This is a genomic window from Paenibacillus sp. Soil724D2, from assembly GCF_001427935.1.
In the GTDB taxonomy this organism is placed as follows: domain Bacteria; phylum Bacillota; class Bacilli; order Paenibacillales; family NBRC-103111; genus Paenibacillus_E.
In genome coordinates this window covers 92,739-114,764 of record NZ_LMRY01000014.1, presented here as the reverse complement: position 1 = coordinate 114,764, position 22,026 = coordinate 92,739, and the positions used below count along the sequence as shown (strand labels likewise).

Sequence of the window (22,026 nt, the reverse complement as noted above, 5' to 3'; positions counted from 1 at the left end):
CCGCAGAGGCAGCTTAGAAATCGAATTTTCAAAAAATGAGGGACACCCTGCTAGGGGAACTCCGTGCATTAACCAATATTTAATTATGAAATTGACTCCATTATACAACAATGAGGCGAGAGAGACAGGATATGAGCAGTAATTGTTGCACTTTTTACAACATCATACTTCAAGGAATCAAATAAGCCTCAAATAAAACAGCCGCATGAAACAGAGCAGGAGCTCTGTTTCATGCGGCTGGTCTTTCGTATGGGGAGTTATTTCTTCGCCGCAGCAAACTCTGTTTTGATTTTACTTAACAGCTCTGGGCTAGTGAGTACTTCGTATGCTGTGAAAGCCAGCAGCTTAGCTGTGAAAATCATGGCATTAAGAGCGGGTTCCTGCAGCGCGAGATCACGGAACTCCTTGGTATGGAGCATATGTCTCTCGTCTACAACTTTGACGAATGGGTGAATCGTCGGGCATTGGGTAGACACGTTGCCTAGGTCGAGGGAACCGTGATCCTTGCCAACTTCGATCTCTTTCGGATCAATTCCCATTGTTAATAACTGATCAGTAAAGACGGCTGATAGTGTCTCATTGGTTCGAAGTTCGTCATACGAATACTCGTAAAAGGAAGTTTTTAACGTGCAGCCAGTTTGCAGGGCAGCGCCCTCAGCGCAGTGAAGGACTTTCTGGACGAGCTCGTTCGTATACGTGCGTGAAGCTGAACGGACATAGAACTGAGCGACGGCATAGTCAGGGATAATATTTGGAGCTTTGCCGCCTTCGCTGATGATGCCGTGAATACGAGCATCTGACTTGGTTTGTTGGCGCAGCGCATTTATGGAATTGAAAAGCTGAAGCACAGCATCAAGCGCATTGACGCCTTCATAAGGTTGCGCTGCTGCATGAGCGGAACGACCAAAGAATTCGTACTGAATAGCGTCCATAGCTAGTGATTCGCCTGACTTCTCATACGTATAGTACGGGTGAGCCATCAGCGCGATATCCACATCTTTGAATAGTCCAGCCGCGGCCATTGGCACTTTGGCGCCCTTGGTTTCTTCGGCAGGTGTGCCATATACACGGATACTGCCGCCTGTTTCGTCGATGACCGACTTAAGGCCTATGGCTGCGCCAATACTCATCATGCAGATAAGATGGTGACCGCAAGCATGACCCAGGTCGGGCAATGCGTCATATTCAGCTAAGAAGGCCACGACAGGGCCGGCTTTACCAGAATCATATGTAGCAATAAAAGAGGTTGCAATATCTAATACACCGCGTTCAACATGGAAGCCATGATAGGCCAATTCCTCAGTTAAGCGATCAGAAGCTTGAAATTCTTCATGCCCTAGCTCCGGGTTTGCCCCTATAAAGCAGGATATGGCTTTGAATCTGTCCGCATGGCTTTCAATGGTTTGCGTAATCGTTGTTTTCATAAATGGAAGGCTCCTTTGTTGAATGGTTCTTAGCTCCATTGTAGTATAAAGGAAGGCGAACTACCACTTTAGAGCGCACTGGGTTACAATTAACGAACACAAAAGAGTTAACAAACGTAATCTTACGAAAAAGATTTTTTTGCGAAATATTAGGGGGACTCTCACATGATGAAATATGGAGCCGAACATGAAGAACACCGATTTACATTATCTTTCACAGAATCAGAGGTAAGAGGGCAATGGCGCGACATTTTCTTAGGTATTCATAAAGAGGTTGGCGAGGAGTTTCCGGAGGATTTAATCGATCCATCTATACTCGTCATCTGTAATCTAGATGGAGAAATTGTTCAAATTGTTCTTCACGACGAGGGCTGTGATTGTGAATTCCAATTTACGTTTTCGGAAAAGGCACAAATCGAAAATTATGTGAAGCAGTATGTAAACGTATAAAAAAACGACGAAAGAACTGGTGAGAGTGTCCCTTCCCAAACTGGGCGCTGGCGCATATAGTATTATACGTCAGGCTTTAGGGAGAGGATAGCAATGGAAAAGACGATCAATTATTTGGCATTTGGAGATTCACTAACAGTTGGTTTTGGAGCTCCGGAAGGTCACGGATTCGTATCTATCTATCGGCAAAAGTTGGAGCAATTGCTGAAGGTTCCTATTCACTTAAAGCCTGCAGGCAAGAATGGTGCTACAACTAGTCAATTGCTTCAAACACTTGAGTTAGATCCGCAGATCCAAAGGGATATAAGAGAAGCGAATCTCATCACGATCACAGCTGGTGGCAATGACTTAATCCAGGCAGCAATTCCTTTCTTTTATCAAGGAGATCCTGCTTACTTAAAATCTGCTCTTCAAACGTATGAATCCAACTATAAGAAATTGATCGGTGAAATTGAGGCGCTGCGGCAAGGGGTTGAGGAGCCTTACTTAATCGTTTTAGTCGGGCTCTACAATCCTCTGCCGCAGGTGCCGGATGCCGCATATTGGGTACAGCGCTTTAATTTATTTCTTCGCAAATTAGAGCAACCACATATTCTTGTGGTTCAAGTGTATGATGCTTTCGTAGGGCAAGATAGCCGTTATTTATCAGAAGACGCCATTCATCCCAATGAAATTGGTTATGAAGAACTGGCGCGTCAAGTGGAGAATGCGGTTTCTCTCCAACACCTCCAGCAATTGATCCAATAATTAAGCGGGTATGACATACCAGAAAATGGAGAAGAAATGACAGGCGCTACCAGCAAGCACGAAAACATGCCATATGGCATGGTGATAAGGGATGCGCCGCCATACATAAAAGATGGAACCAAACGTATAGAACAGTCCGCCTACGACAAGCCACACGATACCGCCAAATGGCAGGTTTAAGTACAAGGGTTTAAAGGCGAAAACGATCAGCCAACCCATGAGTATATAACAAAGAGTTGAAACCAAGACGAATCGTTTCACGTAGAAAACTTTCAAGACAATCCCGGCAAGCGCTAAGCCCCAAATCACACCCAAGAAGGTCCAGCCCAATGGTCCTCGCAATGTGACGAGTAAATAAGGTGTATAGCTGCCTGCAATTAACAAATAAATGGCGGAATGATCGAGAAGCTCAAACACATCCTTCAATCGCGGATGGCTCACACTATGAAGCAGCGTGGAGCAGGTATAAAGTATGACTAAAGCTGCACCAAAAATGCTGAAGCTTACAATGTGCCAAACCGTGCCATGTAAGGAAGCCTGCACGATGAGCAGGACAAGCGCTGCGATGCTTAACAACACGCCTACGCCGTGGCTGATGGCGTTGGCCTTCTCTTCCCGAACGGAATAGTCCATAGATAACCCTTCTTTCGCTCTAAAATATCCTACTACCTTATAGATTGGACGATGAAAAGATGTTTTTACCTTCATTTCAATTAATTAATAAAATAGCTTTAGTCACAGGAGCAGGAAGAGGCATTGGCAGAGCGCTAGCGATAGGCCTTGCTGAGGCGGGGGCAGATGTAGCTCTTTTTGCGCGTACAGCGAGTGATATTGAGGAAGTAGCTCAAGAAATTCGTGCCTTTGGACGAAATGCATATCCGTTTACAGTTGATGTCACGAATAGAGAACAGATCGAGAAAGCTGTCCAACAAATCATTGAACAGACGGGTCGACTGGATATTCTAGTGAACAATGCGGGAATGAATATTCGCAGTCAAGCGCTGGCTGTTACGGATGAAGAATGGGACACCATTATGCAGACGAATCTTAAATCTGCTTTCTTGTGCTCTCAAATCGTAGGTCGTCACATGCAGCAAAAAGAATATGGAAGAATTATCAACATCGCTTCTGTTGCAGGACAGGTTGCCCTTCGAACAGGTGTTGTATACGCAGCAACCAAAGCTGCGATGATCCAAATGACGAAGGTGCTAGCACTTGAATGGGGTAAATATGGGATCAATGTGAATAGTATTGGACCGTGGTATTTCAAAACGCCTTTGACAGAGAAAATACTTTCTAATCCAGATTACCTGGCAGAAATTATTGCGCGTACACCTCTAGGGCGCGTGGGTGAGCTCGAGGAGTTGGTAGGGCCCGCTGTTTTTCTCGCTTCAGATGCGGCGAATTATGTAACAGGTCAGACCCTGTTCGTTGATGGTGGGATGACCATTTACGGCTTCTAAATTGGAGCTGCTTTATTTTGTAGGATTGAGCTTTCCGACTAGTTCAATTATACTTTACACAATCTTAATAGAGTTGTTGTGGGTTCAAGATAGATAGATAGATAGATAGATAGATAGATAGATAGATAGATAGATAGATAGCATAGATAGATTAACAGATAGACAGCATAGATAAGGTGGTATGACCGCAATGTCCCGGGTTCGCATATTTACAGATAGTACAAGTGACTTAAGCGAAGAACTTTATCGACGCTTTCAAATAGAGGTGGTGCCTCTTTATGTCATTTTTGAGGATAATTCCTACAAAGATGGCATTACGATAAAACCTGATAGACTATATGAATTAGTTGACCAAACCGGCAAGCTGCCCAAGACTGCGGCTCCATCTCCTACTGATTTCGAACGAGCGTTTGAACCCATTATTCAAAGAGGAGAAGACATTGTCTTTATTGGTCTTTCTTCTGAGCTTTCATCAACGCTTCAGAATGCTACTATTGCAGCTGCGAGTTTTCCAGAAGGCAGGGTAACGGTCATTGATTCTAGAAATCTATCAACAGGAATAGGTCTACTAGTTTTAAAAGCTGCGCAAGCGGCAATAGATGGTCGGAGCAGCTCTGAAATAAAATCATTGATTGAACCTTTAATCACCCGAATGGAAGTTGAATTCATCATTGACACATTGGAATATTTGCATAAAGGCGGAAGATGTTCAAGTGTTCAGCATTTTATAGGGAGTCTGTTGAAAATTAGACCGATCGTTAAAGTCATTGACGGGGCTATGATATCGACGGATAAGGTAAGAGGTAAACGGGAAAAAGCACTCCATCAGCTTCTGGAAAATGCTTTAGCGCAAAAGGATGACATGGACACGGAAATCCTGTTTATCACTCACTCTTCGGCAGCAGAAGAAGCCGCTTACATCAAACAACAAATTGAACAACAAACGAATGTGAAACAAGTTCATATAACTGAAACGGGCTGCGTTGTTGCCAGCCACTGCGGACCGCATACATTAGGTATTGTTTTCGCCAAAAAATAAGAAATGAGTGGACACCATGACGACAATCAAGATTATCACAGATAGCAGTTGCGACCTCCCCGAAATGATTGTAGACGAGATAGGGATTGCGATTGTTCCATTATCCGTACATTTTGGAGAGGAATGCATGCCACCTGACATGGTGCTAGCTGATTTTTATGCGAGAATGAAAAAGGAGAGCGTCCTACCGAAGACGTCAAGTCCGGCTCCGCAGCTATTCCTCGCTGAGTATCAGAAAGCCCAAGTAGATCAAGATATTCTTGTGATCAGTCTTTCATCGGCTCTTAGCAGTACTTACCATCATGCAGTCATGGCTAAAGAGATGCTTCTCGAAGAAGGTTATACGGGTCGTATCGAGGTTATTGATTCGAAAACAACTTCACTTGGACTTGGCGTTCTCGTCTATAAGGCAGCCAAAATGGCAGAAGCGAATGTTCCATTTAAACAAATAGTAGAAGAAATAGGTCAATCCGTAACGACTTCAGGCACTTTTTTCTTTCTAGACACATTAGAAAATGTAATAAAAGGTGGCAGACTCGACCGAGTGCGCGGAGCTGTTGCGTCTGTGCTGAATATAAAGCTTTTAATGAAAGGCAGTGAAGAAGGTACCATAGAAGTGATTGAGAAAATCCGTGGTACCCAGCAAGCTTTGAAACGATTAATCACCAAAATTGGGGAAGCTCACCACGATTTCGATAAAGATGTGATTGCTGTCGCGCATTGCAATTGCGAGGATAGAGCGCGTGAAGTCTTGAAGCAACTACTTGAGAAATATCCGTTCCGCAAAGTGTTGTTCTCTAACATGGGCACGGTTATTGGTACCTATGCTGGTGAAGGCGGCGTACTGATCGCTTACTAAAAAAGTAGAAAAGACACCTATTTACTCGATCCTAATGATCGGTGAAGTAGGTGTCTTTATTCATTGTACAAACTATGAATTTTACATTATTGTTGGCCAACCTTGCCCCTCACGGGGAGCCACGGAATTAATTTCATCTGTAAAGTTGTATAGCGTGCAACAATTTATCTCGATTTCTTTTACCGACGTGAAGATGTTGTAAGCTGTACAACAATTTATTCGAATTTCATGCCAAATGGCTATTTTGGTGATAAAATGTTGTGTTTTCTGCAACTTTCTCAGAGATAACGGAGTAAATCTTGGAAAATGTTGTACAAACTACAACACTTCTTGAAATTATTCAGGATAATGGGTTTCAACTATCTCCGTATCTTCCGTCGAGACAAGAGGGGACAGCTCGCCTGGGGCCATCAGCCATAATTCATGAAGCGCGCGCGTACAGCCTACATACAAAAGCTTGGCATCCATAAAAGTGGCTTCGTAATGCCCGGCAGTAACATCCATGAGCAGCACAGCATCAAATTCAAGTCCCTTGGTCAAAAAGACGGGAAGGACTGAGATGCCACCGCGGTATACCCGCTGCTTGGAGGTTATGAGATTCGTTTCGATGCCAGCTTCAGTCAACGCATCATGAAGCTCTTGTGCTTGCTTCTCCGTACGGGCAACAACAGCGATTGTACTCGAGCTCCCTTGTTTCAAGGTTGCGATGGCACGCTGCAGCAGCGGCAATCGGCCTTTGATATCCGTCTGTAGAACACGGACTTTGTTGCCGCTGCGGAACACTGGAACAGCAAGGAGCGGATTCTCGACGCCTCGTTTTAAGACCTGATTGGCAAACAAGATGATCTCCATCGTGGAACGATAACTGCGTTCAAGTTCGAAATAACCAGTCTCTTCTACTTCAAACAAGCTGGAAAATTCCTTCCAGTCTGTGATGCCTTGATAAGCGTGAATTCCCTGTGATAAATCGCCTAGTATCGTGAACGAACTATTCCTTGTATAAGAATCAAGCACAGCTACCTGGAAAGGCGAGAAGTCCTGCGCCTCATCGATCACCACATGGTCGAATAACCGATCTGAGGGAATGCCGAAAAGGCGTGTATGAATATAAAGGAGTGGAGCGAGATCCTCGAGCTGCACTTCTTTTTTCTTGAAAAGCTTCAGCGAAGCGGTGACAATAGGTTCTGGTATTTGGCTGAGCAGGTCAATGGGCAAGCTGTCTGGGCGACCTTTGTCTGAGAAGAGCATTTTGTAGAAGCTGAATGCCGAGTGATCAGGCCATCCTGTCAGATACGTGCGCAGGCGCTGAGAAGCTTTCTTTTTCAGCTCTTTCTTCCGACTTTGCTCCCAAATCTTGTCGAGCTGAATTTCCATCCAGCGTTTGATCCGAGCAATGACACGCTCGCGCCTTTTGACAAGCGGATAATGCTTATTCTCAACGAAAAACCATTCGCGAATGGTTGCAATTGGAAGCTTGATACCCTCCCACGGGATGAAATCGGAAGTAGGTACATAAGACTCCTCGAACCTTGTGAGACAGAGATCTAGGTATTGTTTGAAAGCAATGGATCCTTTAAATCGTCCCGGCGCTTGATCATCTACCTGCGGTCTTTTGCTGCCGAGCGAGAACCAGGTTTGAAGAACTAGTGATTGATCCGCTAGCTTCACTTCTTGGTCGAGCACATCGATTGCCCAATCTGTGAAAGTGCTTTGCTGGATATTTCCGACTCCAAGTTCGGGCAGTACGCCGGATATGTAGTCGAGAAACATGGAGTTGGGTGCAAAAATAATCATCCGTTCTGCACGAACCTGTTCACGGTATTGATAGAGTAAGAAAGCAAGTCGATGCAGGGCGACAGTTGTTTTACCGCTTCCTGCGACCCCTTGGATAATCAGTGCGGTATTTTTCGCTGCGCGGATAATGCGGTCTTGCTCAGCCTGGATTGTAGATACAATGTCGCGCAGCTTATTGTCTTTATTTTCGCCAAGTCGGTAGAGTAAGAACTCATCGCCTACGGCCAGAGAGTCTGCATTGCGGTCATAGGTATCAACGACACGCTGGAGAATTTGTTTACGGACAACGAGGTTTCGTTTGAGATATACGAGGCCATCGATAAGGCCGTCCGGTGAATCATAAGAAGCTGCGTCCAGTCCACCCGTGAATGAATAGAAAAGGCTAGCGACTGGTGCCCGCCAGTCAATGACAAGCAATTGGCCTGTTCGCTCGTCCTCGACACCTGATTTGCCAATATAAAGCGGAAGGGCGGAAGCCGTTCCCGTCTCTTGGAAGTCAAGGCGGCCGAAATACGGTTCATCGACGGCTTTAGCTAAATTGTGTCGACCATTCTCGCGTGCTGCCTCCAACGCTTGCTCCGTTAAATCCGGTCCATAATAAACAGGAGTCGACCTAAGACGCTCAAGCTGTTTGTCAATTTCGGCATTCGTTCGTTCAAGTTGTTGTAATTCTTCTTGATAGGCACTTTGAGTCTTTGTGTCCAAGATCAGTTACCTCCTAAGATCAGATGTTGTTTATTTTATGAAATAAACAGGTAAACAATATATCACACCTGTCAGTATATGGGAAGCGAAACAGTCAAGCTTATGATTTGGGCTCTCCTAAGAAAGAATGTTATAATGGACAGGAAGGAACTTATTATAATTTTAAAGGAGCGTGGAGCTATGTCCATCTACAATATCGAGGTTAAAACGAACTCAGGCGAAACGAGGTCACTATCCGAATATAAAGGAAAAGTGCTGCTCATTGTAAATACAGCAAGTGCATGTGGGCTTACACCGCATTATAAAGGGCTCCAAAGCTTATATGAGCAGTACCAAGATAAAGGATTGGTAGTTCTGGGATTCCCTTGTAATCAATTTGGCGGTCAAGAGCCAGGCACGAATGAAGAAATCCAAAGCTTCTGTGAGCTCAACTACAACGTGACATTCCCGTTATTTGATAAAATCGATGTGAAGGGTGAAAATGCTCATCCTTTATATACTTTCTTGTTAAACCATACACCTGAGCCGTATCGTACAGGAGAAATCGAATGGAATTTTGTGAAATTCCTAGTTGATGCAAGCGGTATTGTTGTTAAGCAGTACAGTGCTAGTACGGACCCAGCGACTATCGCTCCGGATATTGAAGCAATTTTAGCATAGAATAAATAAAAAAGCTGTTGCATCTACGACAGAGGCTCGCTATAATCATAATAATCATGAAGTTGAAGGAGACGAATCATATGAAAAACACAGCTTGGTTCGTACAAATTCATTATTTTTATAGGCGTTAGCACACACCTGTACATATCAGGGTGGGCTAACGCATTTCGCGTTGGCCTCCCTGCGGGATAGCAATTCGCGCAGGACCATAGGTCCGGCGCGTTTTTTTATCTCGTTAAGAATGGAAAGGGTGGATGGTATGCAAAACGTGGAAGGATCAAATGTAGGTTGGAGTTCAGAAGATTCGTATGGAAAGCAGCAAGAAGAGCAAGCTATGGTCATCCTTCTTGACCCTATAGCTTCTGAAACTGCATGTCGAATGAAAAATGAGCTGAAACTAGCTGGTATAGGTATTATGATGGTTGATGAGAAGTTGGATATGGATAAGCTGCTAACTGCTGCGACAAAGCTTGGAATTCGTTTTATTATCAGCATAGGCTTGGAAGACAGCTCGACTGACCAAGTGAAGTTAATGGATATGCTGGATCTACATGAGAAAGTGATGCCGATGGATCAAGCGATTTATTGCATCGAAAAGATTTATCCGCCAGCAGATTTTACATAAAAAGAGAGTGGAGTGAAGAGATGAAGCACCGATATGGATTTATATTTGCACATCCGGATGATGAGACGTTTCTTAGTGCGTGCATCATTCGCAAGCTTGCCGATCAAGGGGAAAATCCTGTTTTGTTGTTGGCAACACGAGGTGATGCGGGAAGACAAGGGCTAGAGCGGGCAAAAGATCGATCAGAACTGGCTAAACTGCGAGAGAAAGAGATGGAGGAAGCCGCCAAAATACTGGGCTTATCACACGTGGAGCACTTAGGTTGGCCAGATGGTCAGCTCGCAGAGATTAATTTCGATGCACTAGTTGCAGGTGTTATCGCTTTTATTCAGCGGTACGAGGTTGAGGTACTATTCACTTTTCCAGAGGATGGGGGCAATGGTCACCCTGATCATATCACCATTTCCAAGGCGACAACGGCGGCAGTATTAAGTGGGAAATGTCCGAGTGTACGCAAGTTATATTATGCAGCAGCAGCTTCATTACTAGCAAAAGGTCACAAGCCTTCGATAGTAGTAGATACAGAAGCTGGTTGGCCGATCAAGGCAGCAGCCTTGCGGGCTCATGCAACTCAGCATGTAACAATTTCCAAACATTTCGGTGAACTTGATGTTTTTCCGGAAAATCGTCGATGGGAAGCTTTTGTGCTCGGTTGGCAGGATGGAACGATATGGCCAGAGCAGGACTTAACGAAGGTACTGGAAGAATAGGGAAAGTAAGTGGTATAATAGGGGACAAGGCAGGTGAACGACTTCATGGCAATTATAGCCAAAATTGAAGCTGTACTTATCGCGGATGACGCTTCAACGTTTGTAACGAGAGAAATCGACGGTGTCGAACTAAGTTTTGGGGGCATTGAAGGCGATCGTCACTTCGGTTTATTCGCCAAAGCGGACTCGCGGCAGCCCATGTACAAAAGAGGCCAAGAGATAATGAATCGTCGTCAACTCAGTATTGTATCTGTTGAGGAACTGCAAGGCATTGCGCAGCGACTGGGTGTGGAAACAATTAAACCTGAGTGGTTGGGTGCAAATATTGTTGTGAGCGGTGCTCCTGAATTAACCAAGCTTCCTATGGGAATCCGAATGATCCTGCCAAGTGGCGGCGGACTTGTGTGCGAAGGTGAGAACGAGCCTTGTGCAGGTCCTGGTAAGCAAATTGCCAATTACTACGGAGACAGAAGTCTAACGCAACAATTTATCAAACATGCTGGGCAAAGCAGAGGGATTGTCGCTTACGTGGAACGCCCAGGTGAACTAAAACCAGGTGACTTGGTCGAGATTCAAATTTAATTGCATTTATTTCATAAGGTACCCCCAGAAGTGTGCGCCTCTTCTCGAAATCTATATTAGAGAGATTTATCATAGAGAATTGGATCAGGAAGGTGTAGAGAAATGTCACTTTGCAACTGTGAAACATGCGGACAAGTTTATATTTCGAAATTTGAAAAGCATTGTAAATCTTGCTCCCAGCTTCAAATAAAAGAGTCCCACAAAGTGAAGGATTTCGTTCGGGCTCATCCGCGTGCCACACTTATTGAGGTTTACCACCAAACGGGTGTATCTTTGAAAACGATAAAAGAACTTATGAGAGCTTGAATACATAGAAAATGACAAAAACCATGATGATCTTCATTGAAGATTTCATGGTTTTTTTTATGTGGGAGCGGATTGATTGGATGCGCCTATAAGGACTGGGAGGCAGCGATAAGAAGTGGTGAGGAACTAGTGAAAGGAACCAGCTAAAGGAACTAGAATGCGCTATTTGTCTCAAATATACGCCTATATTCGTTTAAAGGGAATAAGGATTCGTTATTTTGCAGTTCTTGTCCAAAAATACGGCATTTGTAGAGAAATAAGTGATTGACGTTCCGTTTCCAAAGCAAAATAGCGACTTTCGAGCAAAATAAGGCATTGGCGTTCCGCTCATGAAGGTTCAGGGTGGGGGTATTATGAAAGTGATAGCTATTCTAGTATATGAATCAGTTGAAAACCAGCACCCAGCTCCCCCCGCCGCGCTTTTACTGGTTCAAAAGGAAGTAACTGAGACAAGTAAGAAAAAGCCTTCAATTCCCAAGGGATTGAAGGCTTTTACGCTATCTAGAAGCTCTCACTATCGCTTAGCAAACACATCCAGAAGAAGTTCATCCTTCACTGGATCTTGAACATCCCAGGCTGTCGCGAATCTAACTTGGTGAGAAACGCCGACAATTTCGTACTTCTGAACGAGATGTTGGCGGGCGGAGCCGATAATGAGCGAATGCAGCCGCAGCTGCTTCTTCTGACCAAGAGCTCCAAGCTTTTGCAGCGTTGCTTTGGAGATTTGGCCGACACCATCGGTGACCATCACGAAGTCGGCATCGTGAAACTGCCGCTCGTGCTGTACGATGTCCATGCCTCTGCTCAGCGGCGCGTCGAAGTTCGTGCCGCCACCGAAAGCGAGCTGAGCCAGACCATAGAAGCGGTCCCAATCCGGCCGCTTATAAGATAGCACATGCTCGATGAGCTCGCCCTTCGCCCCGAACAAGAGCAGGACGAAGTCCCGCCGCTCGAGGAGGGAGAAGGAGGCAAAGGTCGCCGTAAACAGCTGCGCAAGCCGCAGCTTGCTGCCTCGCATCGAGTGGGAGGTATCGAGCATGCAGATAACAGGACCTTTCTGCGGCTCTTCAACTGAGCCGGTGTAGTTGTAGGTCATGAGCTTATTTTCCATCCATTTGACGAGAAAATAAGGCTCGAAATCTTCATCAGCGAGCAGGCTGGCTTCGCTCGGAAGCAGATGCGCGATGTCGCCAGACTGGCGTAAATCATCGTAGGCTTCCGGAACGTAAGGCGAGCGCAGCTTCTTCCGCTGCACCCGAAGGTGATGGATGTTCCGTCCCACCTCCTGCAGGAAAGACACCAGATCCTTGCTGCGCTTCAGTTTCTCAATCCACTGCACGTAGCGCTCGAACGTCTGCCGCCGCAATTTCCCCAGCTCGCTGCCCCAGCGCCGGTTCGCTAGCCGCTGACTCGCTTGCACGAGCTCGTGCACATTGAAGCTGTCCGTCTCTTCGAGGGACAGCGTCTCCTTTAAAGCCTGACCGAGCCAGTCGCCAAGCTCGGCCTCGATCTCCTTCATGGCCGCGATGTCGCGCGCGCTCATGCGGTCCAGCTGCCGCTCGCGGCGCTCGAGTTCCTCTTCCGCCTTGCGCAGCTTCGCCTTCAGCTTATCGCGCTTCATGAACTCGGTGCGCATCTCGCTTTGCAGCTCCGTGATGCGCTGCTTCAGCGTGCGTATCTCCTCGGCGATGAGCGGCCTCGAATCGACGGCTTCCTGCTTGTCTTCGACGGCGCGTTTCCCTTGCTGCAGTGTATACCCAACGAGCCGCAGCTTCTCGATTTGCTTCTCGGAGAGACGCTCACTGACGCTCTTTTCCTCTTGCCCGCTCATCTGCTGCTTCTTCTCGAAGCCGAAGCCGCTCATTTGCTGTTCCTTTTGTCTGCGTTTGACTTCTTTTTCATAGGACTCGGTAAGCCACATAAGCGCCTTAAGCGCTGTTTTGAAAGAAGCATTTACTTGTCCAATTGTTCGAGGATGTATGGACACATAGAAATACTGCTTGCGCAGCGTTAAGACCATCCAGCGGTGGAAGGGGGTTTCCTCTACGGTGCCGTCCACATCAGGCTTCGTTAAATAGAAGCACATAAAGAAATCTGCAAAAAGTTCAAGCGTAAACCAAGGGGCTTGCCTTACGGCCTCGCGCATCCATTCTTGTGCGACGCGCGATGAGTGTACGTAGCCCTCGAACACATACCTGTCAACCCGAGTGCAGCGTATGATCATATAGGTAACCTCTTATAACGTATAGTCGTATATAATTCCCGGGACTTCCCGGTCAAACAATGTGCGATATAAGCCTTGGATCGATTGTAATATGCGCTCGCCCTGAATGCGTAAGTGCGTGAATTTAACGGCATATTGCTCGGGATGCTGCAGAAAAATAGATTGAGAAGCAATCCATTCCGGTAATTTCTTTTCTTTCTCCTGCCAGGAGACAAGTTTGCCGCGTAAGCTTCTGGCTGTTTCTTCCAGCTCAATGCGACAATCTTCCAAAGTTACTTTCAATCGCTCGGAAGCATCCTTATTTAAAGCGCCGCCGATTTCTTTTTTAAATTGGAAGGCATGTAATTCATCTTCTTTCTCCAACCATTTCTTAACCGTCAAGTTATATTGAAGCAGCGGGAGTTCTTGTTCCATTTCTCGTTTGAGCATGTCCTGGAATAAGGAGTCGAAAATGGCTTTGAGCTCTGCCAAATCTTCAGGGAAATCCCACAGCATATGCGGGGTCAGTACGGTATCCCACACATTGACAGCGCTGCGCCCATGGATAGCTGCTGAAATCTTCCACGAATGGCCAATCTTGTGGTAGCGTCGATCCGAAAGCACGTATTCTTTCTCTTCAAGAGCTGTCTTCAATTGAAAAAGCATGTAAACCAGCGCATCTGGCAATTGAACCTCGGCCGCTTGAGACTTCAACTGTTTCACCAATTCCGTTGATAGAAGGGTAGGGAGAGGTGTGGTTGGTGCCTGAAACATGAGTTCAAAGCTGGATATTTGCTTGACATATTCGACTTCAAAACGGAACAGAAAACGGTCGTACAGCGCTGCTAATTGTTCGTTATCTTCAGGCAATTCATTGGATGCTGCCATTAAGAATAGAAGGGGAGATTGCTGCTTTTGCCGTCCATTGAAGAAGACACGTTCATTCAAGACAGAAAGAAGCGCATTAAGTATGGCGCTGTTCGCTTTGAATATTTCATCGAGAAAGGCGAAGCGGGCACTTGGTAAGTAGCCGTCTGTGAGCCTTACATACTCATCATTTTTAAGCTTTTGTAAGGAAACAGGCCCGAATAATTCGTCAGGTGTTGTGAATCGGGTTAATAAGTAATCATAATAAGGTTCATTACCGAATAATTCGGCGGCAGCGCGTGCTAATTGAGATTTGGCTGAACCGGGAGGTCCAACCAATAAGACATGTTCGCCGCTCATGATAGCGAGCAGTAAGACACGGATGAGCTCTTCCCGTTCCATGAACCGTTTTTCGAGATGACCCATAGCTTCTCTTAATTTGTTCTGTATGACGATGGGTTCTTTCACATTGTTGTCCCCCTTGGCGTAATCAAAGCTCGTATGTTTATATTGTATCAAACTGCCCGGTAAACATCGAATATGCTACAATAAGACCTGTAGTATCTACACTACTTTTATCTGAGCCTGCAGCTATCAGTCTTCTAAGAAAATACAAAGGAGCGTTATCCATGCCACAAATGATCGTTAGAGGAATTAGTGTTCCTCAAATTCAATCCATTAGTGCGGCGTTAATTGAAGAACTAGCTCAAGTATGCTCGTGCGGAACGGACAATTTTATGCTGGAATGTCTTCCCACAGTTTCTATATTTGAAGGAAAGCAAGTCCATACATACCCTTTTATTGAAGTAGGTTGGTTCGAGAGAGGGCAGGAAACGCGTGACCAGTATGCTAGCGTGCTGACCAAACACGTTCTTTCGCTGGGCATTCCTGAGGTGGAGATCGCTTTTCGGGTATACCGGGAGGATAGCTATTATTGGAATGGGAAGTTAATTTGAACGAATATCATGGCTAATAGATTTAATGAAGGAGTGGTCCATATGCGAATTGGTGTGATCTCGGATACTCATTTATCACCTCGGGTTCAGAAACTGCCAGATGCGTTAATTGCAGGTTTACAAGGTGTTGATCTTATTATTCATGCCGGAGACTGGGTGAGTGAGCACGTTGTTGACTTGGTTGAGCGAATCGCACCTTGCGAATCTGTGGCAGGTAACAATGACGGATCTGACATCATAGAACGATTTGGCTTGAGGAAAATACTGACACTCGGCGACTATCGAATAGGTCTTATCCATGGAGACGGCTTTCGTAAAACGACAGAGGAAAGAGCCCGAGAAGCGTTCCAGGCCGAGCGGCCGGATATCGTCATCTTCGGACATTCCCATGTTCCATACCAGCAAACGATTAATGGCATTCTCATGTTTAATCCAGGCTCGCCTACGGACAAAAGAAGGCAGCCGCAATACTCCTACGGTATCATCGAGATCGGTGATAGCATTCATGCGAAGCATTTCTTTTACGATAGTAAGGCTTAGCATCTGACATTGCGTACATCTGCTCTATCCGCCGGAGACAGCCTGGAAAACGATAAGCTGATCCCCTTGCTGCAGCGTGATATTTAAGTCATCCAGCCATGCGATATTCGTGTCATTGTAATAGAGCAGGACATGCTTTCGGACTTGTCCAGTTTCGGTCCAAAGATGAACGCGCAGCAGGGGATAGCTCGATATAAGTTGATCTAGTGCATCCTGTAACGTAAGCGCATCCAATTGAAATTTAACGTTTCCCCCTGTGCAATCACGCAGCAAGGAGGGGACGCTGACGGTAATAAGCATGCTAGTCCTCCAAAATCATTGGCTTCACAGTTAGGATTCGTGATAATTGTCCTGGCAGACGTTCCCAGCTTTCTCCGCGATCTAATGAACAGTAAATTTCACCTGATGTTGTTCCAAAATAAAGTCCATAAGGCTCAAGTGAGTCCACAGCCATCGCATCTCGCAGTACACTGACATGTCGTTCTTCTTCTGGGAGAACATCCCCAATAGGCTTCCAGGTATGTTCACCGCGTGCCATTCTGTAAACAATTAACTTGCCGTCACGCATAGATCGTTGTTCGCTGCTTTCCAGCGGGATAAGAAATAAATCACCTGTTGGTGAAATACTAATCGGGAAACCAAACGGGGCATCGCCTTCGCGTAATGTGAGGCCTTTCTCGATAGGATGCCAGCTGTCACCGCCATCAATGGATTTGAACACCCCGCTATGCTCCTGCATATAGAGAACATCGGAGTTTTCCGGGTCGAGCACCATCTTATGCACACAGTATCCGACACGCTCATCAGGTTGACCTGTTGGTATCCGGTTCAAGCCGTTATTGCAGGGCTTCCAGCTAATCCCCCCGTCAAGTGTACGGAAGACACCAACCGCAGATATTCCGATCCACATGCGCTGCGAGTTCCTTGGATCGATGAGAATGGTATGCAAGCACATACCGCCGGCTCCGGGAAACCACTCTGGACGTGTGGGGTGCTTCGTTAAACCATCTAACTCTTGCCACGTCTGACCGTTGTCGCGGCTAACGAATAATCCCGCTTCTTCGACACCCGCAAAAAGAGTTCCGGGCTGTGATGAAAGACCTGGTACCAACTGCCAAATACGGTTTAGTGAAAAACCGCTCTCCTCGGAGTACCTCGGACTATCCGCAATCTGTTCCCACGTTTCACCGCCATTGCTGGACACTCGTATGGTCGCACCATAAGCGGCATGAGAGGTTCCCGCATACAACGTACTTGCTGTTCGTGTATCTCCAAGAACACTATAAGCTTCCCATCCTGGTAAAAAAGGTCCTTGCATGGACCAGTTCCGTCTTTCAGTCGTTGAGGAATAAATGAAAATGCCTTTATTGGTGCCGACGAGCAGTTGAACGCGCTTTGACATACGTGCCCTCCTTTAATCATACTCCTAAGATAATTTCGACAGATGGCAAAAAATTCCTTCTCTTAAATTGTGTCATTTCCTTCCTTTGCTTAGGTGTTCACCGTGTTTGCAAGAGTAAGAGGGACATACACTGTCATAGTTCTATTATTCGAATGGTGGTGATTCGATGCGTACTACGGTAGGTGTCCTATTGGACTTGGAAACTTATTTGGGTATTGCAAGAGGAAGAACAGGAAATGAACGCTTAGCCCTGTATAACAAAGCAGGAAAGATGCATGGAATAAGGCCTTTTTATATGTGTTTACAGCATGTAAAAGGTAAATCTGTTTTGGGTTATTACTATGAGAATAATGCGTACAGGCTCGTTAGGCGATCTATTCCTCGTGTGACACATAACCGAGCCATTTGCTTATCTCCTTATTTAAGAAAAAAATTAAAAGAGCTTTCGCAATCGAGCATCGTGTTCAACAGACAAAATCGATATGACAAATATCGCATACATCAACTCTTAAACTCCAATCATTCGCTGCGTAAGTATCTTCCTGATTCTATTAAATATTCGCGGGAAAAATTAGAAGACTCCATGAAGAAGTACGCCTCACTTTTCATCAAGCCGACAAACAGCAGTGTAGGTGACGGGATTATTAAAATATCCAAGCAGGAGAGTGGGGATTGGACTTTGTACTGGATGAAAAGGAAACCAAAGCTTGTTTCCAAGAAGAAAGCCATTTCATTCATTGGGAAGGTAGTGGGTAAACAAAACTACATGATTCAGGAAGCAATCCAATTAGCAACTTACAAAGAAAGGCCTTATGATCTTCGTGTATCGGTACAGCGTGGAAGCAGTGGGCAGTGGCAAGTTACCGGAATGATTGGGAAAGTCGCAGCCTCCGGCCGTCATGTGACTAATGTGGCAAAGGGAGGGAAAGTTAAACGGTGCGAGCAGCTGTTTGAGTCCAGTAGTTTTGATTCCGACCAAATGAAGCAAGAATTACAGCAAGTATCTCTGGCAATTGCCCAATATATTGGCGTTAAATTGCCTCATATGGCTGATATCGGATTAGATGTGGGCGTTGATCAGGGGGGCCGCATCAAATTGATCGAAGTAAACGGCAGAGACCAACGCTATACCTTTAAAAAAGCAGGCTTAGAAACGACTTTTTATCGCACATATGAAACACCAATGCGATACGCAAAGTTTCTCTTACATCAATCAACGTAACTGAATGGTTAATTTGCCCCAGTATTCTGGGGCTTTTGAAATAGAAACTAGGCAGAGACGGATTACAGCGAAAATTCTCATTATTTTCTCATTCACATAGCCTATACTTATTGGATTAACGAGACAAGGGAGATATTCATGAAACGGGTATTGCTCATAGAAGACGAAAAAAACCTAATTCGTTTTATTCAATTGGAACTGGAGCACGAATCATTCGAAGTACATACAGCTTACGATGGGAAAACAGGATTAGAATTAGCCCTTCAAGATCATTGGGATTTGATATTGTTAGATATTATGCTGCCAGAGCTGAACGGAATTGAGGTTTGCCGCCGTATTCGTGCAGCGAAGAAGACTCCAATCCTCATGTTGACAGCCAGAGATAGCGTTGTTGATCGTGTATCAGGCTTAGATAGCGGCGCCGATGATTATATGCCCAAACCCTTTGCGATTGAGGAATTATTGGCTAGGATAAGGTCTATTTTCCGTCGTATCGAACTCGAGGGAAACGACCCGCATGCTATGCTTTCATTTCAAAATATTCACGTCGATATGGATGCTCGTATGGTTTATAAAGACAATCAAATCATTGAGCTTACTAAGCGTGAGTTCGATCTATTGGTGATGTTCATGAAAAACCTTAATCTCGTGCTGACGCGCGATATGCTTTTGGATCATGTATGGGGGTATGATTCGTTAGTGGAGACGAATGTTGTCGATGTTTATGTCAGGTATTTGAGGAACAAGCTAGATCAAGCGGGAGAGAATAGTTGTATTCAAACGGTTCGGGGAATCGGATACGTGATGCGATGATGGAACGATTAACTCGTTTAATTCGACAACTCCCCATCAAATGGAAGCTCATGTTAGGAGCAACTGCACTCATCTTCCTTTTATTTGCAACTTATAATTTCTCCCAATATCTTGTTCTCAAACAGTGGATGATGAATCAAGAAAAAGACAAAATTCAAGTTAGTATGACGCAGCTTCAAGACTATTTACTTGAAAAATCAAATACAATGGATGCCTTGTTGATAACGGAAGCTCGACCCTACATAGAAAAAATGATTGGAAAAAACCAATTAGTACGTATTATTGGGAATAATGGAGAGCCACTCCTGACCGTATCCAATCATTTTGATGAAAGTTGGGTTACACCTAGGACTGTGACAGCGTCTGAACTTTTGGATACCATCCGCCAAGAAGATCACATTCTCATTTATAGGAGCCCATTTATAACGGCAAAGTTTGTTGGAACTTTAGAGTTCGCAAGTAATCTAGAAACGTTCGATCATTTTAGTAAGACGTTATTCTGGGTGATGCTGATCGGCGGGGTGTTGGCTGTTTTTATAAGTGCAATTAGCGGCTTAGCGATTGCGAAGCAATTGATGCGCCCTATTCGGGCATTGGCAGCAACCATTCGAAGTGTAAAGGAGAAAGGGCTGATTGAGCGGGTTAGTAACATAGAAAATGGAGATGAATTATCCAGTTTAGCACAATTATTTAATGAATTGATGAATCAGTTGGAAGTCTCCTTTCGCCAACAAAAGCAATTTGTTGAGGATGCCTCTCATGAGCTGCGGACACCCATAACGATATTGGAAGGTCACTTGTCCCTCTTAAATCGCTGGGGTAAATCAGATCCAGAAGTCTTAAATGAATCTTTGCAAGCTTCCCTCCAAGAGACTAGACGCTTGAAAGGGATCGTCGAAGAACTTCTGACCCTAACGAGAGTAGAAACTCACCTCGATTCTGAAATTAGTGAGCCTATTCCAATAGAACCCGTAATCTTAGAAACGCTAAAAAGATTTGAGGTCCTTAATCCCGATTTTGAATTTCAAGTGAATACGGAGAAAATGAGTGATGCTTTGGTATCCATAAGCCCGCTGCACCTGGAGCAAATTTTCCTAATCGTTCTGGATAACTCGGTTAAATACTCCACTCAAGATAGACGGATCGTTATTGAGGGACTTCGATTGATAAATCAAGTGCATATTACTATCGAAGATCATGGAATAGGGATTCCGCAAGCCGAATTACCCTATGTATTTGATCGGTTCTATCGTGTTGATAAAGCAAGAAATCGTGAGATAGCGGGTACCGGGCTAGGATTGTCTATTGCCAAGCAATTCGTTCACAAGTATCAAGGGGAAATAACCATCCGAAGCAAGGAAAACGAAGGTACCATAGTCTTAATTACATTACCAATAAATCAAATTATTAAATAGTACATTTCTCATGTCGTTCTCATCTTTATCATGTAAAGTCAATGCAAATGCTTTCGATAGAGCATTCAGTATAAATAAAGGATGATGAAGATGAGCTTTACACAGTTGGATTATCATTGGTTTCAACTCATTAATCAATTAGGGGATATGATACCCGCTCTAAACCCGATTATGCGTTTGTTAGCTTCTTATGCGGAGTACGTGTTTTACATCGGAATTGTGATTTATTGGTTTACGAGGCATGATCTCAAGCGTAGAATGATTGCTGAATCACTTCTGTCCGCATGTGTGGCAGTAGCTTTCAGCGGAATACTTGCGCATTTCTTTTACCGGGATCGCCCGTTTGTCACACATAATGTCATTCAACTGATCGCTCATCCGGCCAATGCCTCTTTTCCAAGTGACCATGCCATCGGCGCTTTCGTTATAGCCACATCCATTTGGATTCACCGGAGAAAAGAAGGGGAGTTATGGCTTGTATTAGCAGCTGGTATTGCTTTCTCAAGAATTTGGACAGGGATTCATTATCCTTCTGATGTTATAGGAGGCGCTGTGATTGGAATAGCTGCCGCGGTTCTCATCCATCAGTTATTTAAGCGTTCGTTGTTGGCACTGACATGGTTGAATAAATGCATCCATTGTTATGAAGCTGTCGAGTCCAAGATTTGGCGAAGGAACGTATCGCCGCAATCTTCAGTAAACGAATTATGAATACATTCTGGGCGAAAGACCGTAAATGGGTGATTCTTAGTCTTGGAATTACACTGCTAATCGTCATATATGGCACATGGACAATGTTCCATGTACCATCTATACAATGGCATGATCGCTCTTTCAAAGGTTTATATAAAAATTATGGATCCCAAGCAAGTTTTTTATTATTTGCCGTTTTGGCGTACTATGTGCTCAAAATAATAATACAGAGACGATGGGTGGAACAATGGCTTATACTGAAAAGGAGTGTTATTACCCTTTTGAGAATAACTCGGAAATTCCATACACCTATCGCCATTCTTGCCATCGGCGTCATTGTTCTGCATATCGTGGGTGCTATTCTATATGGTATCAAGCTAGACTTTGCCAATATAAGTGGACTTCTAGCAGGACTTGCCTTGTTGCCTGTACCGATTGCAGGGGTATTTCGATCTCGAGGACTTGATCGGAAATGGCATTTGCGATTAGGACTAATCTTTGCTGTTTTATTTTTAATTCATGCATACCTTTGATAAGCGGGGAATGACGGG

General features: G+C 44.9%; 23 protein-coding genes. 16 read left to right on the top strand and 7 right to left on the bottom strand.

Going from position 1 to position 22,026, the window contains the following annotated elements; genetic code table 11:
- Nucleotides 1-257 precede the first annotated feature (257 nt).
- Nucleotides 258-1,424 (bottom strand): M20 family metallopeptidase, encoded by a 1,167-nt coding sequence (locus ASG85_RS15935; protein WP_060646829.1) that lies wholly within the window; start codon nucleotides 1,422-1,424, stop codon nucleotides 258-260.
- Between the two features lie 165 nt (nucleotides 1,425-1,589).
- Between ASG85_RS15935 and ASG85_RS15930 the strand changes: the two genes are divergently transcribed.
- Both ASG85_RS15930 and ASG85_RS15925 read left to right on the top strand, forming a co-directional pair.
- Entirely contained in the window at nucleotides 1,590-1,874 is a 285-nt protein-coding gene (locus ASG85_RS15930; protein ID WP_057302652.1) for a hypothetical protein, read from the top strand.
- 93 nt (nucleotides 1,875-1,967) lie between these two features.
- The gene (locus ASG85_RS15925) at nucleotides 1,968-2,621 is read left to right on the top strand and encodes a GDSL-type esterase/lipase family protein (RefSeq protein WP_057302653.1); all 654 of its coding nucleotides are present in this window, start codon (nucleotides 1,968-1,970) and stop codon (nucleotides 2,619-2,621) included.
- Here the strand turns inward: ASG85_RS15925 and trhA are convergent, their stop codons facing one another.
- Nucleotides 2,622-3,254, bottom strand: coding sequence for a PAQR family membrane homeostasis protein TrhA (gene trhA, locus ASG85_RS15920; protein WP_060646827.1), 633 nt, complete (start codon nucleotides 3,252-3,254; stop codon nucleotides 2,622-2,624). It abuts the gene before it with no gap.
- Between the two features lie 59 nt (nucleotides 3,255-3,313).
- Here trhA and ASG85_RS15915 point away from each other — a divergent pair, with 59 nt between their 5' ends.
- From ASG85_RS15915 to ASG85_RS15905, 3 genes are all read left to right on the top strand, one after another.
- Nucleotides 3,314-4,084 (top strand): SDR family NAD(P)-dependent oxidoreductase, encoded by a 771-nt coding sequence (locus ASG85_RS15915; protein ID WP_060646825.1) that lies wholly within the window; start codon nucleotides 3,314-3,316, stop codon nucleotides 4,082-4,084.
- Nucleotides 4,085-4,274: 190 nt separating this feature from the next.
- Entirely contained in the window at nucleotides 4,275-5,123 is an 849-nt protein-coding gene (locus tag ASG85_RS15910; protein ID WP_060646823.1) for a DegV family protein, read from the top strand.
- A 16-nt stretch (nucleotides 5,124-5,139) separates the two neighbouring features.
- Nucleotides 5,140-5,982, top strand: a complete 843-nt coding sequence (locus ASG85_RS15905) for a DegV family protein (protein ID WP_060646821.1) — start codon at nucleotides 5,140-5,142, stop codon at nucleotides 5,980-5,982.
- A 336-nt stretch (nucleotides 5,983-6,318) separates the two neighbouring features.
- Here ASG85_RS15905 and ASG85_RS15900 read toward each other — a convergent pair whose 3' ends face one another.
- The gene (locus ASG85_RS15900; protein WP_060646819.1) at nucleotides 6,319-8,481 is read right to left on the bottom strand and encodes a HelD family protein; all 2,163 of its coding nucleotides are present in this window, start codon (nucleotides 8,479-8,481) and stop codon (nucleotides 6,319-6,321) included.
- A gap of 180 nt (nucleotides 8,482-8,661) precedes the next feature.
- Here ASG85_RS15900 and ASG85_RS15895 point away from each other — a divergent pair, with 180 nt between their 5' ends.
- From ASG85_RS15895 to ASG85_RS15880, 4 genes are all read left to right on the top strand, one after another.
- The gene (locus tag ASG85_RS15895; RefSeq protein ID WP_060646817.1) at nucleotides 8,662-9,141 is read left to right on the top strand and encodes a glutathione peroxidase; all 480 of its coding nucleotides are present in this window, start codon (nucleotides 8,662-8,664) and stop codon (nucleotides 9,139-9,141) included.
- A gap of 259 nt (nucleotides 9,142-9,400) precedes the next feature.
- Nucleotides 9,401-9,766: a His/Gly/Thr/Pro-type tRNA ligase C-terminal domain-containing protein gene (locus ASG85_RS15890; protein ID WP_060646815.1), complete on the top strand. Its 366-nt coding sequence runs from the start codon at nucleotides 9,401-9,403 to the stop codon at nucleotides 9,764-9,766.
- Nucleotides 9,767-9,786: 20 nt separating this feature from the next.
- Nucleotides 9,787-10,476: a PIG-L deacetylase family protein gene (locus ASG85_RS15885; RefSeq protein ID WP_057302661.1), complete on the top strand. Its 690-nt coding sequence runs from the start codon at nucleotides 9,787-9,789 to the stop codon at nucleotides 10,474-10,476.
- A 45-nt stretch (nucleotides 10,477-10,521) separates the two neighbouring features.
- Entirely contained in the window at nucleotides 10,522-11,058 is a 537-nt protein-coding gene (locus ASG85_RS15880; RefSeq protein ID WP_057302662.1) for an MOSC domain-containing protein, read from the top strand.
- An 820-nt stretch (nucleotides 11,059-11,878) separates the two neighbouring features.
- Here ASG85_RS15880 and ASG85_RS15870 read toward each other — a convergent pair.
- Both ASG85_RS15870 and ASG85_RS15865 read right to left on the bottom strand, forming a co-directional pair.
- Nucleotides 11,879-13,588, bottom strand: coding sequence for a vWA domain-containing protein (locus ASG85_RS15870; RefSeq protein ID WP_060646813.1), 1,710 nt, complete (start codon nucleotides 13,586-13,588; stop codon nucleotides 11,879-11,881).
- A 12-nt stretch (nucleotides 13,589-13,600) separates the two neighbouring features.
- A complete protein-coding gene (locus ASG85_RS15865) occupies nucleotides 13,601-14,902 on the bottom strand; it encodes an AAA family ATPase (RefSeq protein ID WP_268796114.1) in 1,302 nt (433 codons plus the stop codon).
- 161 nt (nucleotides 14,903-15,063) lie between these two features.
- Between ASG85_RS15865 and ASG85_RS15860 the strand changes: the two genes are divergently transcribed.
- Together ASG85_RS15860 and ASG85_RS15855 are read left to right on the top strand one after the other, a co-directional pair.
- A complete protein-coding gene (locus ASG85_RS15860) occupies nucleotides 15,064-15,390 on the top strand; it encodes a DUF1904 family protein (protein ID WP_060646811.1) in 327 nt (108 codons plus the stop codon).
- 42 nt (nucleotides 15,391-15,432) lie between these two features.
- Nucleotides 15,433-15,930: a metallophosphoesterase family protein gene (locus ASG85_RS15855; protein ID WP_057302666.1), complete on the top strand. Its 498-nt coding sequence runs from the start codon at nucleotides 15,433-15,435 to the stop codon at nucleotides 15,928-15,930.
- A 24-nt stretch (nucleotides 15,931-15,954) separates the two neighbouring features.
- Here the strand turns inward: ASG85_RS15855 and ASG85_RS15850 are convergent, their stop codons facing one another.
- Both ASG85_RS15850 and ASG85_RS15845 read right to left on the bottom strand, forming a co-directional pair.
- A complete protein-coding gene (locus ASG85_RS15850) occupies nucleotides 15,955-16,230 on the bottom strand; it encodes a MoaD/ThiS family protein (RefSeq protein WP_057302667.1) in 276 nt (91 codons plus the stop codon).
- 1 nt (nucleotide 16,231) lies between these two features.
- Complete coding sequence (locus ASG85_RS15845; protein ID WP_060646809.1) at nucleotides 16,232-17,332, bottom strand: WD40/YVTN/BNR-like repeat-containing protein; 1,101 nt, start codon at nucleotides 17,330-17,332, stop codon at nucleotides 16,232-16,234.
- Between the two features lie 166 nt (nucleotides 17,333-17,498).
- Between ASG85_RS15845 and ASG85_RS15840 the strand changes: the two genes are divergently transcribed.
- The 5 genes from ASG85_RS15840 (at nucleotide 17,499) to ASG85_RS38615 (ending at nucleotide 22,008) form a co-directional block, all read left to right on the top strand.
- Nucleotides 17,499-18,554, top strand: a complete 1,056-nt coding sequence (locus ASG85_RS15840; RefSeq protein ID WP_057302669.1) for a YheC/YheD family protein — start codon at nucleotides 17,499-17,501, stop codon at nucleotides 18,552-18,554.
- A gap of 138 nt (nucleotides 18,555-18,692) precedes the next feature.
- Nucleotides 18,693-19,367, top strand: a complete 675-nt coding sequence (locus ASG85_RS15835; RefSeq protein ID WP_057302670.1) for a response regulator transcription factor — start codon at nucleotides 18,693-18,695, stop codon at nucleotides 19,365-19,367.
- Nucleotides 19,325-20,782 carry a HAMP domain-containing histidine kinase gene (locus tag ASG85_RS15830; protein WP_156396615.1) on the top strand — a complete coding sequence of 486 codons (1,458 nt, stop codon included), beginning with the start codon at nucleotides 19,325-19,327 and terminating at the stop codon, nucleotides 20,780-20,782. The genes ASG85_RS15835 and ASG85_RS15830 overlap by 43 nt, the downstream gene beginning before the upstream one ends.
- Nucleotides 20,783-20,872: 90 nt before the next feature.
- Nucleotides 20,873-21,493 (top strand): undecaprenyl-diphosphatase, encoded by a 621-nt coding sequence (locus ASG85_RS15825; RefSeq protein ID WP_060646806.1) that lies wholly within the window; start codon nucleotides 20,873-20,875, stop codon nucleotides 21,491-21,493.
- A gap of 263 nt (nucleotides 21,494-21,756) precedes the next feature.
- The gene (locus ASG85_RS38615; RefSeq protein ID WP_156389921.1) at nucleotides 21,757-22,008 is read left to right on the top strand and encodes a hypothetical protein; all 252 of its coding nucleotides are present in this window, start codon (nucleotides 21,757-21,759) and stop codon (nucleotides 22,006-22,008) included.
- The last annotated feature ends 18 nt before the right edge of the window (nucleotides 22,009-22,026 follow it).

Excerpts from the sequence above, each read along its gene's own strand:
- ASG85_RS15935 (WP_060646829.1), bottom strand. The coding sequence starts at position 1,424 with ATGAAAACAACGATTACGCAAACCATTGAAAGCCATGCGGACAGATTC.
- ASG85_RS15930 (WP_057302652.1), top strand. The coding sequence starts at position 1,590 with ATGATGAAATATGGAGCCGAACATGAAGAACACCGATTTACATTATCT.
- ASG85_RS15925 (WP_057302653.1), top strand. The coding sequence starts at position 1,968 with ATGGAAAAGACGATCAATTATTTGGCATTTGGAGATTCACTAACAGTT.
- trhA (WP_060646827.1), bottom strand. The coding sequence starts at position 3,254 with ATGGACTATTCCGTTCGGGAAGAGAAGGCCAACGCCATCAGCCACGGC.
- ASG85_RS15915 (WP_060646825.1), top strand. The coding sequence starts at position 3,314 with ATGTTTTTACCTTCATTTCAATTAATTAATAAAATAGCTTTAGTCACA.
- ASG85_RS15910 (WP_060646823.1), top strand. The coding sequence starts at position 4,275 with ATGTCCCGGGTTCGCATATTTACAGATAGTACAAGTGACTTAAGCGAA.
- ASG85_RS15905 (WP_060646821.1), top strand. The coding sequence starts at position 5,140 with ATGACGACAATCAAGATTATCACAGATAGCAGTTGCGACCTCCCCGAA.
- ASG85_RS15895 (WP_060646817.1), top strand. The coding sequence starts at position 8,662 with ATGTCCATCTACAATATCGAGGTTAAAACGAACTCAGGCGAAACGAGG.
- ASG85_RS15890 (WP_060646815.1), top strand. The coding sequence starts at position 9,401 with ATGCAAAACGTGGAAGGATCAAATGTAGGTTGGAGTTCAGAAGATTCG.
- ASG85_RS15885 (WP_057302661.1), top strand. The coding sequence starts at position 9,787 with ATGAAGCACCGATATGGATTTATATTTGCACATCCGGATGATGAGACG.
- ASG85_RS15880 (WP_057302662.1), top strand. The coding sequence starts at position 10,522 with ATGGCAATTATAGCCAAAATTGAAGCTGTACTTATCGCGGATGACGCT.
- ASG85_RS15870 (WP_060646813.1), bottom strand. The coding sequence starts at position 13,588 with ATGATCATACGCTGCACTCGGGTTGACAGGTATGTGTTCGAGGGCTAC.
- ASG85_RS15860 (WP_060646811.1), top strand. The coding sequence starts at position 15,064 with ATGCCACAAATGATCGTTAGAGGAATTAGTGTTCCTCAAATTCAATCC.
- ASG85_RS15855 (WP_057302666.1), top strand. The coding sequence starts at position 15,433 with ATGCGAATTGGTGTGATCTCGGATACTCATTTATCACCTCGGGTTCAG.
- ASG85_RS15850 (WP_057302667.1), bottom strand. The coding sequence starts at position 16,230 with ATGCTTATTACCGTCAGCGTCCCCTCCTTGCTGCGTGATTGCACAGGG.
- ASG85_RS15845 (WP_060646809.1), bottom strand. The coding sequence starts at position 17,332 with ATGTCAAAGCGCGTTCAACTGCTCGTCGGCACCAATAAAGGCATTTTC.
- ASG85_RS15840 (WP_057302669.1), top strand. The coding sequence starts at position 17,499 with ATGCGTACTACGGTAGGTGTCCTATTGGACTTGGAAACTTATTTGGGT.
- ASG85_RS15835 (WP_057302670.1), top strand. The coding sequence starts at position 18,693 with ATGAAACGGGTATTGCTCATAGAAGACGAAAAAAACCTAATTCGTTTT.
- ASG85_RS15825 (WP_060646806.1), top strand. The coding sequence starts at position 20,873 with ATGAGCTTTACACAGTTGGATTATCATTGGTTTCAACTCATTAATCAA.